Consider the following 17,441-nt stretch of genomic DNA (forward strand, 5'->3'; position numbering starts at 1 on the left):
TCTTGCGGTTCTGACAAAATGATGTAATCATTTTGTTAAATGGTATGGTTAGTTACGTCGTCACGCTACCTTACGCGTCGACTTGGGAGTATAAAAAATGATAAACAGGCCTAGCGCTTTTAAGATGTCACCTGTTGCAGTAGGGGTACTTTCCCTATTAGGTGCTGCAGCACTACCTGCACACGCAGCAAACTGGCAAGTTGGTGATGTAAGTATTTCTCTTGATTCCACTTTTACTGTCGCTACTAGTATTCGTACTGAAGATAGAGACTACAGCTTGATTGGAAACAGTAATCACCCGCAATTTGACTGGTCAGGCTATCACGCTGCATTCAATCCTCTTTATACGAGCAGCGACGTTTGGGCACAAGCTAACGGCGGTTATTCTACTAACGGTGATTTAGGTAATTTAGCCCACGATCCAGGCGATGCATTTGCAACGCAAGTTTCAGGTAACCATGAGTTAGATATTAACTTTGGTGATTATGGCTTCTTCGCCCGTGGTTTCTGGTTTTATGACTTTGAGCAATCCAATAATGACCGTCCATACTCAAACCCGATAACAGGGCAAGCGTATGATTTATGTCAGGATCCAGATTCAACTGATCTACTTTGCTCAGATATTCGTCTTTATGATGCATTCTTCTATGGCGACTTTTGGTTAGGCGAGAAGCCATTAACGGTTCGCGTTGGTCGTCAAGTTATCAGCTGGGGCGAAAGTACGTTTATTCAGCATGGTATTAACACAACAAACCCAGTAGACGTAACCCGTGCACGTGCACCTGGTGCTGAGCTTCGTGAAGTGTTCCTTCCTGTTGGAATGGTTTACGCATCATTGGGCGTAACCGATACGTTAAGTATTTCAGGTTACTATCAATATGAATGGCAGCGCAGCTGGCTTCCGGTTTCAGGCAGCTATTTTGCGGGTAACGACTTTGCTGGAGACGGCGGTCAACGTCAAAACATTCAATTAGGTTTCAGTGGTAATCCAGATATTGACTTGAACCACCTATTGACGGCCTTAAACGGATACGGCGACTTACTTCGCGCAGGCGCTGACGCCGCCGACGTGTCTCAAGCTTATCTTGCGTATCCGACTAAAGTGGCTATCCGTGGTTTTGGCGACGCAGCGCACAACGATGCTGACGACCAAGGGCAGTTTGGTTTACGTTTGACATGGTTTGCTGAAAACATTAACGAAACTGAGTTCAGCTTCTATCACATCAACTACCATAGCCAACGTCCATTGATTTCAGGTAAGACATCTGATTTCACAGCAGCAGGTATCGGTGCTGACTTAGCGTTTTTAGCTGGTAATGAAGTGACCCGTGACAACATCACTGAATTAGGTGCATTTACGCAATCAGAATTCTTCTATCCAGAAGATATCAAACTTTACGGCATGAGCTTTAATACCAATATAGGTACAACGGCTTTAGCGGGTGAGTTCGCATACCGCGTTGACGAGCCTTTGCAATTAGATGATGTGGAATTACTCTACATGGGTATGCCTGAGCAGCTTGCAAATGCAGGGCTTCGCCCAGATTTAGCCGGTATCTCGCAGCTAAATAACATTGGTAGAGCAGTAGGCCCGGGCGAAACGGCTGAAGGTTTCATTTTCTCTGATACGTGGCAAATGCAGTTCACTGCGTCTCACGTATTCGGTCCTAAGTTCGGTGCTGATAACTTTGTACTACTTGGCGAAGTAGGGTACGTAAATATTGTTGATATGCCAGATCCAAACTTAATCCGTTTGAATGCCCCAGGCACATCACGTACACCTTCACTTGAACCTACGGCAACCGGTAATAATCGTGAAGGCTTACATCAAGCACTTTCAGATGGACCTGAGCTAAACCCATTTGCTACCGACGATGCATGGGGTTATCGTCTACTTGCTGTTGCTGATTTCAATAGTATTGCAGCGGGTATTAATTTGAGAGCACGTGCAACATTCTCTCATGATGTTGAGGGTACAACTCCCGATCCATTATTCCTTTTCACCGAAGATGTTAAATCTGCGGCACTATCGCTAACGTTTGATTACTTGAGTAAGTGGTCGGCAACAGCATCTTACAGTGCTTTCTGGGGTGGTATTGGTACAACTAATGCGCTTGCAGACAGAGATTTCGTTTCATTTAACGTCAAGTATGCGATTTAAGAGTGGTATTTATGATTAGAAAAGTAGGTATTTTAGCAGCGGCATTATCACTTGCACTTTCTGGTGCGAGTGCAATGGCCAAAGTTTCTGACGACGAAGCCAACAAGTTAGGTAATAGCTTAACGCCGCTTGGTGCAGAAAAAGCAGGTAACGCAGATGGAAGCATCCCAGCGTGGACCGGCGGTATTACTGAATTGCCAGCAGGGTATACGGTAGGTGATCACCACCCTGACCCGTATCCTGAAGATAAGGTGTTGTTCGAAATTACAGCACAAAATTATAAAGAGTATGCGAATTTCTTATCTGAAGGTCAGAAGAAATTGTTTGAAGCTTACCCAGATACGTTCCGCATGCCGGTATACCCGACACGCCGTTCTGCATCAAACTCTCAAGTGGTGTACGATGCGACACGAACTAATGCCACGTCTGCTGAGTTACTTGACGGCGGTAATGGGCTTAAAGGTGCGGTAATGGGTATTCCATTCCCAATCCCTCAAAACGGCTTGGAAGCAATTTGGAACCATATACTGCGTTATCGTGGTGAAGCCGTTCAGCGTAATGGTGGACAAGCAGCGGTTACGACAACCGGTGATTACAACGTTATCGGTTTTGATGAGCAGTTGCTTATAAAATATGCAGAAGAAGGCGCGACGCCAGAAAAGCTGACTGAAGAAAATGTTCTGTTTATGTTTAAGCAGAAAGTAACGCAACCTGCGCGCTTAGCAGGCACGGCGTTACTTGTTCATGAAACCGTGGACCAAGTAAAAGAACCGCGTAAAGCGTGGACTTACAACACGGGGCAACGTCGTGTTCGCCTAGCGCCAAACATTGCGTACGATACGCCAGGAACAGCAGCTGATGGCCTTCGTACTACCGATGATTTCGATATGTTTAACGGTTCGCCGAACCGTTACGATTGGAAGTTAGTTGGCAAGCAGGAAATGTTTGTTGCATATAATAACTATGCGCTTCATTCAGATAATGCGAAGTATGACAACATCTTACAGCCTAATCATGTTAACCCAGATCTAACACGTTGGGAAAAACACCGTGTTTGGGTTGTTGAAGCGACGCTTAAAGAAGGTTTCCGTCACATTTATCAAAAACGTGTATTCTTTATTGATGAAGATAGTTGGCAGATCCAAGTCGCCGATATGTATGATAACCGCGGCGAGCTTTATCGTGTTGGCGTAGCATATGGTGTAAACTACTATGAAGTACCAACACAATGGTCTACGCTTGATGTTTATCATGACTTAAACTCACGCCGTTACCTCGCGATTGGTCTTGATAACGAAGAAGAAATGTATGACTTTACCGTCAGACCTAGAGATGTGGAGTTCACACCTCAAGCGTTACGACGAGAAGGTAAACGCTAATCGCTTTACACATCAAACGGTTGGCATTGCCAACCGTTTTCATATGTAACACGGAATAATTAAAGGGGGAATGGTTCACAATGAGTAAAACCATTACAGCGTACGTCGCGGCATCTTTAGCGTTAGGTAGTGCATCGTTAGCACACGCTGAAGAAGCATTTATCGCACCATTAGTTGAGCAGTCGGTGCTGTTAGACATTGACGCTGAGTCGTTTGCCGTCATTGTAGGCGAACGTGGACATGTTTTAGTCTCAGACAATGGCATCGATTTCAAACAGGTGTCTGTTCCATCATTATCAACATTAACCGCAGCGACCGTAATCGGTTCTCACATATGGGCGGTTGGTCACGATGCAACAATTCTTCATTCAGCAGATAAAGGCGCAACGTGGGAGATTCAAAATTTCCAACCTAATCTTCAGCGTCCATTTTTAGATGTAATTTTCTTTGATGACATTCATGGTATTGCAACCGGTGCATACGGTTTGTTTTACCGCACCACAGACGGTGGTCTAACATGGAACGCTGAACGTCATGCAAGTTTATTAGACCCTTACGATCGCGAATATCTAGAAGAAATCAGAAAAGAAGACGAAGCGTTTTATCAACAAGAACTTGAATCTATTTTGCCTCATTTGAATCGTGTTAACCGTGATGGTGAAACGCTTTACCTTGCGGGCGAGTCTGGTTTATTGGCTAAAAGCATAGATATGGGCAAATCGTGGGAACGTTACAGCGTCGATTATACGGGGTCGTTTTTCGACATTAAACCGTTAGATGAATCAACAGTGCTGGCCGTTGGTTTACGTGGCAACATTTTTGTCATGCGAGACGAAGAAACATGGGAGTATGTAAATACATGCTCAACAAGCACATTGAACTCAATTGTTTCTGGAACCGATAGCGTTATTGCCTTAGGGAATAACGGAATTATGGTGACCGCACAACGTCCACTGCCAATAAGTGACCGAGACCCATTTTCAAACCCGGTCAATTGTACGCCGGGCGAAGGTATTAGTGTGTCGCAGGTTGACGATAAAGCCGCGCTGCTTAATGCCATCAGTTTTAACGGTAAGCTAATTGCAGTTAGTGCGAATGGCATTAAAACGCTAACTTCGAAGTAGGGCAGTATTATCATTATGACCCATTTTATTGAACGTCTTGTATTTGCTAACAGAAAACTTGTGGTGGCCTTGTTTGCTATCGCAACGGTTTTCTTACTTTTCCAAGCATCTAAGATGCGTTTAGATGCGGGGTTCGAAAAGAACATCCCTCTAAATCATGAATACATGCAAACATATATTGAGCATCGCAAAGATTTCGGTGGTGCGAACAACATATTGGTTTCAGTGTGTGATAATAACGGCGACATATTCAATCAGCCGTTTTTTGACACACTTAAAAATGTGCATGACCAGTTATTCTTTATTAACGGTGTTAACCGTTCATTAGTTATTTCATTGTTCTCTCCATCGACTCGTTTCACTGAAATTGTGGAAGGTGGGTTTGCTGGCGGCCCAGTGATCCCCGCAGACTTTGATTCTTCAAACCCAGACGCGCTTTCATTAGTTGCCGCAAATATTGAAAAAGCTAATATTGTTGGCCGTCAAGTGGCAAGCGACTATAGCTGTGCCATGGTCACTGCTCAGTTGCTTGACATTAATCCGCAAACCGGTGAGCCGCTTGATACGCTAGCGCTTGCTGCCGAGCTCGAGGACCAACTTCGCGGGCAATACGAAAACGAAAATACGTCTATCCATATCATTGGTTTTGCCAAGATGATTGGCGATGTAGCGAATGGCGCTAAAGATGTGCTGTTGTTCTTTGCCATAGCGATTGGTATTACCGCGGTGATGGTGTATTTCTTTTCCCGTAGCTTAATGCTGACGTTCCTGCCGCTATTATGCTCGGTCGTTGCTGTTATTTGGCAACTAGGGTTACTGACGTCAATCGGCTTTGGCATGGACCCTATGTCAATTTTGGTACCGTTTTTGGTATTCGCTATTGGTGTAAGCCACGGCGTTCAAATGATCAATGCGGTAGAAAAACAAGCAGTAACAGGTATAGGCGCAAAACGTGCGTCAATGGCGGCGTTTAGAAGCTTACTTGTTCCAGGCGGGATAGCATTACTCTCTGATACCGTGGGCTTTATGACGCTACTGGTCATCGATATCGGTATTATTCGTGAATTAGCAATAACCGCGAGTATGGGTGTTGCGGTTATTATTCTTACCAACCTTGTTTTACTCCCCGTATTAATGAGTTTTCTTAAACTTGACGAGGATTATGTTAAGAAATTTGAAGGGAAAGAAAACGCTAATGCTAAATTTTGGGAAGTAATAGCAGCGTGTTCGCGTAAGAAGCCTGCAATCGTAATTCTAACGATTACCGCATGCTTGTTCGTGTTTGGACACATGCAGGCCCAAAAAATGAAAATTGGTGATTTACATGCCGGTGCACCAGCGCTTCATGAGACGTCTCGCTATAATCAAGATACGTTCTTAATTACTGACAAATACGAAGTCACTGTTGACTATATTTCTATTCTTGTAGAAACCAGTGCAGAAGCATGTACTTCACACAGTGTTATGCAAGCGATGGACGTTTTCCAGTGGAAAATGGAAAACGTGCAGGGCGTTCAGTCAGCGGTGTCGCTAGCATCAGTGGCTAAAATTGTTAACGCTGGCTATAACGAAGGTAACGTTAAGTGGCAGGTACTGCCTCGTAACCAGCAAACGCTAGTACAGGCTATTTCTCGTGTACCAACGTCGTCAGGCTTACTAAATGGTGATTGCTCAGTAATGCCAATTATTCTGTTTATGGAAGACCACAAAGCAGAGACCATTTCACGTGTTATTGACGCAGTAAAAGATTATCGTACTGAGTATGAAACCGATGACATGACATTTAGTCTAGCGTCTGGTCCTGTTGGTGTGATGGCGGCAACGAACGAAGCGGTAAGTGAAGCTCAAGATCCGATGATGCTTTACGTTTTCGGGGCTGTTATTGCTCTGTGCCTTATTAGCTTCCGTTCAATACGCGCAACGTTAGTGGTCGTTATCCCACTTTATGTGGTGTCAGTATTAGCACAAGCATTAATGACGTATTTGCAAATAGGCCTAACAGTATCAACGTTACCTGTTATCGCATTGGGTGTTGGTATAGGTGTCGATTACGGTATTTATATCCTGTCAACTAAGAGCCTTATGCTGAAGAAAGGTGCTACGGTACAAGAAGCGTATTATGCGGCGTTAAAAGAGCGTGGAAGTGCAGTATTGTTTACCGGCATCACCCTTGCTATTGGTGTAAGTACATGGGTATTCTCATCACTTAAATTCCAAATGGATATGGGCATCTTGCTTACCTTTATGTTTATTGTGAACATGTTAGGGGCAATTTTGGTGCTACCAGCGCTTGCAAGGTTCCTCTGGTGGAATAAAAACGACCCGGGTGCATAATTATTTTTGCATACCTAATCACTAAAAAGGGCCATATGGCCCTTTTTTTTATGTGTTTTATGCATACTTATCTATGCTGTTAATATAAGGTTAAAAAAAGGGTTTAATTGCTGTCCAGTTTTAGCGAAAATAGCAATGCAACTCAGCACTTACGACATTTATAAGGTTAACAAATGACAGTCACCTCACAGCGACACTCCGTCCTGCTCGATAACGTATTTACACTCATAGACAAAAAAGTGGATGCGCAGCAGAAGTCACTTGTGCAGCAATTCGGCCGCCTGTTGTATAAAAATATATCCAGCGACGACCTTGAAAACCGTAATGATAGCGACCTTTATGGCGCTACTCTCAGCCTTTGGAACGGGCTGGCGACATTTGATAATGCCGCTCCCTACATACGCGTATTCAATCCAGAAATCGCCAAACATGGATGGCACTCTAGCCATACTATTGTTGAGATTATTGTAAGAGACATGCCTTTTCTCGTCGATTCAGTACGCATGTGTCTAAATCGACTTAACATCACTGCACACCTTTTCTTGCATAGCCCGATTGGCATCAAGCGTAATGAGAAAAAACACATTGTCGAATTCTCTGATATGGACAAAAAAGTAGACGGTGCAAAGAAAGAAACCGTCATTTTTGTTGAGGTAGACCACCAAACCACTAAAAAAGATATCGATACACTGACAAAAGAACTTCACTCTGTTGTTGATGAGGTATCGTTAGCGGTAGAAGATTGGCAGGGGATGACGAATACCCTTAAAGACGTAATAAAAAATAGCGGTACGTTTAACTGGCCCGTGTCGGCAGAAGAAAACAGCCAAACTAATAATTTTCTTGAATGGTTAGCCGATCACAACTTCACAATGATGGGGTATCGTTATTACGAAGTAAAAGCGATTGAGGGTGATCACCGCTGGATACCAGACAATGATACTAGCCTGGGCTTAATGAAGAACTCGGTGAACAGTCGAGAGCGACTGTTATCGAAACTTCCTTCATCAGCACGCCAAGAGTCGTTAAGTGCGACGCCACTGATTTTAACGAAAACGAATTCACGAGCGCGGGTTCACCGTCCTGCTTATATGGATTATGTCGGTGTTAAGGTGTTTAACAAAGCAGGGCAAGTGGTTGGCGAGCATCGATTCTTGGGGCTTTATTCTGCGGCATTCTATAATCAGAGTATTACGCAGTTACCAATCTTAAGAGAAAAGATTGAACAAATTTGTACGCTTTCAGGCTTCGAGCCGGGCACCCATGCTTTTAAAGCGTTTGTTAACATTTTAGAAACCTATCCTCGCGATGAGTTGCTGCAAATACCAGCAAAAGAATTAGCGCAAATTGTAATGGGTATATTCCAGATGCAAGAGCGCGGGATTTCCCGATTATTTATTCGTAAAGATGTATTTGGACGTTTCTTTTCGTGCATGGTATTCGTTCCAAGAGAACGTTATAACACGCAGTTAAGAAAGGAAACCCAAGCACTTCTAAAGGCATCGCTTAACGCCAACGAAGAAGTTGAATTCACCACCTTTTTCTCTGAGTCAGTATATGCAAGAACGCATTACATTGCTCGGGTCAACGATAACAATGCGGAATATGATGTGAAGGAAATAGAAAGAAATATTATCGAGTTGACCAAGACTTGGAACGACCGATTAGCGGCGTCAATAAGTGCTGCTCATGGTGAAGCGTCTGGCAAAGCATTAGAACGCAAATACGATAACGCATTTTCTCGAAGCTACATGGAGCACAACCTACCTTCTGCAGCGCTTGTGGATATCGGTAAATTAGAGCTTCTCGATGATACCAATACATTGGACATGCTGTTTTATCGCCCTCAAGAAGAGCAAGCAGATAGCCAAATTGTTAAGCTGAAATTATTTCATCGTGCTGAACCTATTCATCTGTCAGATGTGTTGCCCATGCTGGAGAATTTTGGGTTACGCGTAATCGATGAAAGCCCTTTTAAAATCACGTGTTCAGAGGGTGAGCGCAATTGGATCATGGATTTCACCATGCTTCATAAAAGTGGACAGCACTTTGATATGGAAAAGGCGCAAACCTTATTCCAAGATGCCTTCGCCAAGGTATGGTACAACACGCTTGAAGATGATGCGTTTAACCGCCTTATCTTAGGTGCAAACCTAACCGGTAGACGGGTAACGATTCTTCGTGCATACGCCAAATATATGCGCCAGACGGGCAGTTCATTCAGCCGAGATTATATTGCGAATACATTAGCCAACTATCCCAACATTGCACGCATGTTGGTTGATTTTTTCGACATTCGGTTCAACCCGCGCAAAAAGCGCAACGTTAAGAAAGAAGAGTCACTACTTGATGATATCAAGACACAACTCGACAATGTAAGTAATTTGGATGATGACCGTATCATTCGTCGTTATTTAGATATGATGGCCGCCACGCTGCGCACTAACTTCTATCAATTAGATGACGAAGGCGAAGAGAAATCGTACGTGTCGTTTAAGATGCTACCGGAAATGATCCCTGATATGCCGTTACCACTTCCTAAGTTCGAAGTGTTTGTATACAGCCCTAGGGTAGAAGGGGTGCATTTACGTGGTGGTAAAGTTGCACGAGGCGGGCTTCGCTGGTCAGATCGTCAAGAAGACTTCAGAACAGAAGTGCTTGGCCTTGTAAAAGCACAACAAGTTAAAAATACCGTCATCGTGCCAGTTGGCGCAAAGGGTGGCTTTGTATGTAAAAAGCTTCCTGTTGAGCAAGGACGTGAGGCAATCCAAGAAGAAGGCCAAGCGTGCTACAAAATCTTTATCACCAGCCTTCTAGATATTACCGACAATATTGTAAACGGTGAAATTGTTCCGCCGAAAGATGTGGTCCGGTTGGATGAAGACGACCCATACTTAGTGGTAGCGGCCGACAAAGGCACGGCCACTTTCTCTGACATCGCTAATGGTATTGCTGATAAATTTGGTTTCTGGTTAGGCGACGCTTTTGCTTCAGGCGGTAGTATCGGCTACGACCATAAGAAAATGGGCATTACCGCTCGCGGCGGCTGGGAATCTGTTAAGCGTCACTTCAGAGAAATTGGTATCGATTGCCAAACGACGGACTTTACGGCGGCAGGTGTTGGTGATATGGCGGGCGATGTATTCGGAAACGGCATGTTACTTTCTGAACACACGCGATTAATTGCCGCATTCAACCATCTTCATATATTTTTCGATCCAAATCCAGATGCTGCTGAAAGCTATAAAGAACGTAAACGTCTGTTCGAGAACCCACGGTTATCGTGGGAAGATTACGACGCAAAGCTCATATCTAAAGGCGGTGGTATATTTAACCGTTCTGCAAAGTCGATAAAACTTACGCCGGAAATGAAGAAATGGTTAGGCACCCGTCAGATGACCATGACGCCTAACGAACTCATTCATAATATTTTGAAAATGCCCGTTGATTTGTTGTGGAATGGCGGCATCGGTACGTACATAAAAAGTAAGAAAGAATCACATTCAGATGTGGGTGACCGTGCAAACGATGACTTACGTGTAAATGGTAGAGACGTTCAAGCGAAGATCGTAGGCGAGGGTGGTAATCTGGGCCTAACGCAACTAGGTCGTATAGAGTACGCTGCAAACGGTGGTCGCGTTAATACCGACTTTATTGATAACGTAGGTGGCGTTGACTGCTCCGATAATGAAGTAAATATCAAAATATTGCTTAATAGTTTGGTGAATGATGGTGAGCTCACCATTAAACAACGCAACAAACTACTTTACGATATGACAGATGATGTATCGCGTATTGTATTAAAAGATTGCTATCGTCAAACTCAATCAATTTCAATAACTGAATTGGCTGGTGTAAAGCAGCTAAAAGAGCAACTGCGCTTTATCCATGGTCTCGAACGTGAAGGGCAGCTTAATCGCGAATTAGAATTCATCCCTAGTGATGATGAAATTTCAGATAGGGTAGCAAGTGATCGTGGTCTTACGCGGCCTGAGTTAAGTGTGCTTATCGCCTACGGAAAGATGGTGCTAAAAGATGCACTTAATATTCCTGCAATCACGGATAACCCGTATCACGGCAAACAGCTTGTGCAGGCATTCCCTGAGGTACTTCGTAAGAAATTCCGTGACCACATGGAGCAGCATCCACTACGAAGTGAAATTATTGCCACTAAATTGACCAATAACATGGTCAACGATATGGGCCTTAACTTCGTGTTTAGAATGCAAGAAGAGACGGGGGCTAGCGTAGACGAGATTGCAAACGCGTACTCTATCGTGCACGGCATTTTCAATATGAACGTGTTATGGGAGCGGATTGAACAACTAGATAATAGTATTTCAGCCCGCCTTCAGCTTTCTATGCTTGATGAAGCTCGCCGTATTATGCGACGTGCAGCGCGTTGGTATATCAGACATGGCGAAAAGAATATCTCCATTGAAGACGCCATCGAAAGTTACCGTAGTACGTTCGATATTTTATCGAAAAACTTACAGCATTATCTTGTTGAAGACGAATATGCTCAGCTTGAAGCGTTAACTGACAAATATATCTCGGGCGGTGTGCCTGAAGATATTGCGTACCAAGTGGCAAGCTTCTCAAATATGTTCCCAAGCTTTGACCTTGCACAAATCATTGCAGCCGATAAGCATGACACTGACGTTGTGGCGCGACTGTATTATCAATTAGGATCGCGTCTTGAGCTTCATTGGTTCTTGGATCAGATAAACAATCAAGCGGTCAGTAACCATTGGCAAGCGTTGGCAAGAGCATCATACCGAGAAGAACTAGATTGGCAGCAACGTTCAATTGCGGCTAATTTATTACAATCTCGTGGTGAGGCCTCCAGTGCAGACCAAATACTTGATGAATGGATTGATAGTAATCAGGTGTTGCTAAAACGTTGGTATCACATGATGTCAGAGTTCAAAACAAGCTCAACACACGAATTTGCGAAGTTTTCTGTCGCTTTACGTGAATTGATGCTTTTAAGCGTGAAGTCTAACCATTAGAATACGCATATTGTTCAGACTTAAAAAAGCCCTGTGATACAGGGCTTTTTTATACCAATAAGCGATGTTTATCACCTATGCAATCATTAGTGCAAAAGCTACTACTTCAGTGTGAGCCTGAGAAAAGTCATGATTTCACCATCAATTGGCTCAATAAAACACAACACACACCGTTAAAATGGATGTATAGCACGCCAACTATCAGCAAGCCGGTCACGGTTGCGGGTATCACGTTTGACAATCCAGTTGGCTTAGCCGCGGGACTTGATAAAAACGGCGATTGTATTGATGCATTTGCAAGCATGGGGTTTGGCTTTGTCGAAATTGGCACCGTCACACCGCGTCCTCAACCTGGTAACCCGAAACCTAGGCTGTTTCGTATTCCAGAGAAAGACGCTATCATTAACAGAATGGGCTTTAACAATAAGGGAGTAGACCACCTTATTGAACAAGTAAAGCAAGCGAAATTTTCTGGCCCTATTGGTATAAACATTGGGAAAAACAAAGATACAGATGATGCAAAGGCATTAGATGACTATTTAATTTGCTTAAACAAAGTCTACCCCTACGCGACTTATGTCACTATCAACATTTCCTCGCCCAACACGCCAGGGCTAAGAAACCTACAATACGGCGCAGCACTTGATGCGCTGCTAAGCGGACTTAAAGCGGCGCAAGATACGCTCGCAAAAACGCACAACAAATATGTTCCGTTGTTTATAAAAATTGCGCCTGACTTAAGTGACGACGAAATAACATCGATATCCCAATCGTTAATCAACACAAAGATGGATGGTGTTATTGCTACCAACACGACGCTATCACGAGACGCCGTTGAAGGGTTAGAACATGCCAATGAAGCAGGCGGCCTAAGTGGTGCGGTTATGACCGATATGAGCTTACAGGTAACCAAAAAATTGGCTAACGCCTTACAGGGTAAACTCCCCATCATAGGTGTTGGAGGGATAGACTCTCCCGAAGCCGCACAGGCTAGATTAGATGCGGGCGCATCGTTGGTCCAAGTATATTCTGCGTTTATTTATCACGGTCCAACACTCATAAAAAATATCGTTAAGTCGCTTTAAATTAAGACGGGCTTAGCAACAATAGTGTAGCGCGCTTACTATCATGCACGCCAACTCAGGTAATGAAATGAATACGATACTGGTAACAACCAGCAGGGGGCTTGATGAGCTCCTTAAACAAGAAATAGAAGCCCTTTGTCCAGATGCAGAGATTAAGCAATCTCCGGGTATGTTGCAATTCGAGGGAACGAAGAAAGACGCGTACACATTGTGTTTATGGTCTCGCCTTGCTAACCGTGTTATTTGGGTGGTTACCAGCGGCAAAGCCAATGACGCAGAGGCACTGTATAACACTGCAATGGGCGTGGATTGGCAAATGAACCTACAATCTCGACAGACATTGTCAGTCCAGTTCATCGGAACCAACTTTGCAATAAAAAATACGCAGTTTGGTGCAGTTCGAATTAAAGACGCAATCGTAGATCAATTTGTTGAAAGTGGATTGTCCCGTCCTTCTGTTGAGCGCCGTCAACCAGATGTTTCTGTATATGCACGATTGCATCGCGACAATGTCATTATTGGTATTGATTTAGCAGGCGCCAGTCTTCATCAACGTGCCTACCGTCAAGAGACAGGTGAAGCTCCGTTAAAAGAACACATTGCTTGCGCTATGCTGATGCGCAGTGGCTGGGCTGAAAATATGGACAAGCCGCTGGTTGATTTAATGTGCGGCTCTGGAACTATTGCCATAGAAGCGGCTTACATGGCGCGTAACATTGCGCCGGGTATAAAGCGTAGTCGGTGGGGCTTTACTGAGTGGCAAGGTCACGACGCTACACTGTGGGACGGCTTGGTGGAAAGTGCTATTGCTGAACAACATGCTAGCGCGTCAGCACCAATATTTGCTGCTGACAATAGCCGAAGGTTGATCTCGATTGCCAAAGAAAACGCTGACTTTGCAGGCGTCTTTGCTGATATTAAATTTAGTCAACAAGATGCAACAAAATCCTCACCTCCACTTGCGCAGCAGGGTTATGTCGTGTCTAACCCGCCTTACGGTGAGCGATTAGGCGAGCTCACTGAGTTAATTCCGTTATTTAGTGAATGGGGCAAACGCTTTAAAGAGGCATGGAAGGGCTGGCATGTTTCGCTACTTAGCAGTAACAGAGATTTACTTCGTGTACTAAAACTTAGGGCCTCTAAAGACTACGCCATGAACAATGGTAAATTAGAGTGTAGGCTTGTTAATTACACACTAAACGAAGAAAACACCGTACAGTTTAGTGAAGACGCGTCTAATCATGAATTTGCAAACCGCGTTAAGAAAAATCTTAAAAAGATGAAGAGTTGGATTAATAAGGTAGATACTAACTGCTACCGAATTTACGATGCCGACTTACCTGACTACAACGTTGCCGTCGATAGATATGACGATTGGTTGGTCGTGCAAGAGTATGCGCCGCCCAAAACGGTTTCAGAAGACAAAGCAAGAAAACGCCTTCAAGAAGTGTTGTTGTATCTACCTGTGGTCACCGGCGTTTCGCCAAAAAATATAATACTGAAAGTACGCGCGCAACAAAAAGGCACAAAGCAGTACGAAAAAGTAAACCAATCTGGTGAAATGATGGAAGTGTACGAAAATGGTGCCCGCTTCTTGGTTAATCTTACTGATTACCTTGATACGGGACTATTTTTGGACCATAGAAACACCCGTCAAAAAGTGATGCAGCTGTCTAAAGATAAAGATGTATTGAACTTATTTGCTTACACGGGCAGCGTCTCGGTGTTCGCAGCAAAAGGCGGCGCCAAGTCGGTGACGACAGTCGATATGTCTAATACGTATCTTGACTGGGCAAAAAAGAACATGAGTTTAAACCAACTTAAAGGTGCACACGCCTTTGTGCAAGCCGACTGCACAACATGGTTGGCTGATCACAAAGGGAAATACGACCTTATTTTTATTGATCCACCATCCTTTTCTAACTCAAAGCGCATGTCAGCGACTTGGGATGTTCAACGCGATCACCTTATGATGTTGACGCATGCCAGAGCGTGCCTCAATAGCGGTGGAACGATTGTATTTTCTAACAACAAACGAGGTTTCAAGTTAGATGAAGCGGGTGTTAGTGCGTTAGGTTTAACCACCAACAATATTACTAAGCAGACTATACCTGAAGACTTTGCGCGCAAAGGCAATATTCATCAGTGCTGGGTACTGTCGTTATGAAGATTTTCTTCTATACCGGCCCACAATGCAGCCTTTGTGACCATGCAGATACCGAGCTTGCTAATACATCACACTATCGAACGCTTTCGATAGAAAAAGTGAATGTAAGAGAAAATAGCGAGTTGTACCACCTTTATGGCGCTCGTATTCCGGTGCTAAAACGAGATGATAATGGTAGTGAAATAGGCTGGCCGTTTTCTACCGCCGACCTTGAGGAGTTCTTACAGTGAGCATTTTGCAGTTAAAAAACATCACTGTGATTTATGGTAATCCACCGCTATTGGATGGGATTGAACTTGTTGTTCAACCGAAAGAGCGGGTGTGCTTAGTCGGCCGCAACGGCAGTGGAAAATCTACGCTTATGAAGGTTATCGCCGGTGATATTATTGCTGACGACGGGCAAAGGATAATAGAGAACAACACGGTTGTTGCTCGTCTTGAGCAAGACCCACCGCAGACCACGGATATTTCATTATTCGATTATGTTGCTGAAGGTTTGGCAGACATTGGTGAAACGTTAAAAAACTATTTTCACCAAACACGGCTTGTAGGCGAAGACCCAAGTGAAGCCAACCTCAATAAATTACAGCGATTACAGGAAACGTTAGAAGCACGTGATGCGTGGCAATTTGAACAACAAATTGAACAAACGCTGACTATGCTCAAGCTGGATGCCGAAACCTCTTTATCGACGCTATCTGGTGGGTGGCGACGAAAAGCGGCACTTGCACGCGCTTTGGTACGCTCGCCCGATTTATTGTTACTAGACGAACCAACGAACCATTTAGACATAGAAATGATTAAATGGTTAGAAACAAGCTTGTCAAATTACAAAGGTGCCATCGTTTTCGTAAGTCATGACCGGGCATTTATACGCTCCATGGCGACCCGTATTGTCGACCTTGACCGTGGAAGTATTACGAGTTATCCGGGTAATTACGAAACGTATCTAGAGAAGAAGCAACAGGATTTAGAAATCGAGGCTTCACAAAATGCAGAGTTTGATAAGAAACTTGCACAGGAAGAAGTATGGATTCGCCAAGGTATAAAGGCACGACGCACGCGCAATGAAGGTCGGGTTAGGGCACTTAAAAAGCTAAGAGATGAGCGTAAAGCTAGACGAGCGGTGCAGGGTAGTGCACTTGTCAATCAGCATCAAGCAGCACGTTCGGGTAAAATGGTGTTTGAAGTATCCGACTTAACATTTTCAATTGAAAACAACCTCATAGTTAAAGATTTAAATCTCAATGTCTTACGGGGTGACAAGCTTGCGCTTATTGGGCCAAATGGAAGCGGCAAGAGTACATTGATCAAATTGTTGTTAGGTGAGTTAGAGGCAGACGCGGGAAATTGTAAGCGTGGCACCAATTTGGAAGTAGCGTACTTTGACCAACATAGACATGGTTTGGATTTAGAACAAACCGTCATTGATGCTGTGGGCGATGGCAAGCGTGATTTAATGGTTAATGGTCACCCTCGTCATGTGATAAGTTATTTACAGGATTACTTGTTCGAGCCTGAACGCGTTAATGCGCCGGTGAAATCCTTGTCTGGCGGTGAAAAAAACCGCTTAATGCTTGCTAAGTTGATGTTAAAGCCAAGCAATTTATTAGTGCTCGATGAACCGACCAATGACTTAGATGTTGAAACGCTAGAAATGTTAGAAACATTGCTAAATGAATATACCGGTACTGTTTTACTGGTAAGCCATGATAGGGAGTTTGTGGACAACGTTGCAAACAGCTGCGTAGTATTTGAGGGTAACGGTGCGCTTCGAGAGTTCATCGGTGGTTATAGCGATATGGAAGCATGGTACAAAGAAAGAGATTTACGTGTACAAGACGTTATCAAGGAAGAAAAAGCTAAAGTAAAGAATGAAACTAATTCTTTATCACAGAGTCCTAGTGCTAAGCCTTCACCCAGAAAGACGAAAAAGTTATCATACAAAGACCAGAGGGAACTTGAATCGCTGCCGCTTGAAATCGAACAGCTTGAGGAAAGCCTCGCAGAATTGCAAACTCAGGTTAATGATCCGGAATTTTTTAAGCAAGAAAGTGACGTAACTGCAAAAGCACTCGCATCATTAACGGATAAAGAAAATATACTGTCTCAGAAATATGCGCGCTGGGACGAATTAGAAAGCATGCTGGAAGATAATCAGCAGTAAATAGGATTTTAA

Annotated in this window: 9 protein-coding genes; all 9 read left to right on the forward strand. The window is 43.9% G+C overall.

The features are described from left to right. The first annotated feature begins 97 nt into the window (after positions 1-97). Entirely contained in the window at positions 98-2,161 is a 2,064-nt protein-coding gene (locus AC27EZ_RS11615) for a DUF1302 domain-containing protein (protein ID WP_487135466.1), read from the forward strand. Between the two features lie 11 nt (positions 2,162-2,172). Further along, positions 2,173-3,540, forward strand: a complete 1,368-nt coding sequence (locus AC27EZ_RS11620) for a DUF1329 domain-containing protein (protein ID WP_487135467.1) — start codon at positions 2,173-2,175, stop codon at positions 3,538-3,540. An 80-nt stretch (positions 3,541-3,620) separates the two neighbouring features. Beyond that, positions 3,621-4,664 (forward strand): WD40/YVTN/BNR-like repeat-containing protein, encoded by a 1,044-nt coding sequence (locus tag AC27EZ_RS11625; RefSeq protein ID WP_487135468.1) that lies wholly within the window; start codon positions 3,621-3,623, stop codon positions 4,662-4,664. A gap of 15 nt (positions 4,665-4,679) precedes the next feature. After that, the gene (locus tag AC27EZ_RS11630) at positions 4,680-6,998 is read left to right on the forward strand and encodes an efflux RND transporter permease subunit (protein WP_487135469.1); all 2,319 of its coding nucleotides are present in this window, start codon (positions 4,680-4,682) and stop codon (positions 6,996-6,998) included. Between the two features lie 173 nt (positions 6,999-7,171). Further along, entirely contained in the window at positions 7,172-12,010 is a 4,839-nt protein-coding gene (locus AC27EZ_RS11635) for an NAD-glutamate dehydrogenase (RefSeq protein WP_487135470.1), read from the forward strand. 77 nt (positions 12,011-12,087) lie between these two features. Next, the gene (pyrD, locus tag AC27EZ_RS11640; protein ID WP_487135471.1) at positions 12,088-13,095 is read left to right on the forward strand and encodes a quinone-dependent dihydroorotate dehydrogenase; all 1,008 of its coding nucleotides are present in this window, start codon (positions 12,088-12,090) and stop codon (positions 13,093-13,095) included. A 67-nt stretch (positions 13,096-13,162) separates the two neighbouring features. Further along, positions 13,163-15,262 carry a bifunctional 23S rRNA (guanine(2069)-N(7))-methyltransferase RlmK/23S rRNA (guanine(2445)-N(2))-methyltransferase RlmL gene (gene rlmKL, locus AC27EZ_RS11645; RefSeq protein ID WP_487135472.1) on the forward strand — a complete coding sequence of 700 codons (2,100 nt, stop codon included), beginning with the start codon at positions 13,163-13,165 and terminating at the stop codon, positions 15,260-15,262. Beyond that, positions 15,259-15,492 carry a glutaredoxin family protein gene (locus AC27EZ_RS11650; RefSeq protein WP_487135473.1) on the forward strand — a complete coding sequence of 78 codons (234 nt, stop codon included), beginning with the start codon at positions 15,259-15,261 and terminating at the stop codon, positions 15,490-15,492. The genes rlmKL and AC27EZ_RS11650 overlap by 4 nt, the downstream gene beginning before the upstream one ends. After that, positions 15,489-17,429, forward strand: a complete 1,941-nt coding sequence (gene uup / locus AC27EZ_RS11655; protein WP_487135474.1) for an ATP-binding cassette ATPase Uup — start codon at positions 15,489-15,491, stop codon at positions 17,427-17,429. The genes AC27EZ_RS11650 and uup overlap by 4 nt, the downstream gene beginning before the upstream one ends. Positions 17,430-17,441: the final 12 nt, after the last annotated feature.

This window comes from Alteromonas sp. 4NH20-0056 (genome assembly GCF_057539655.1).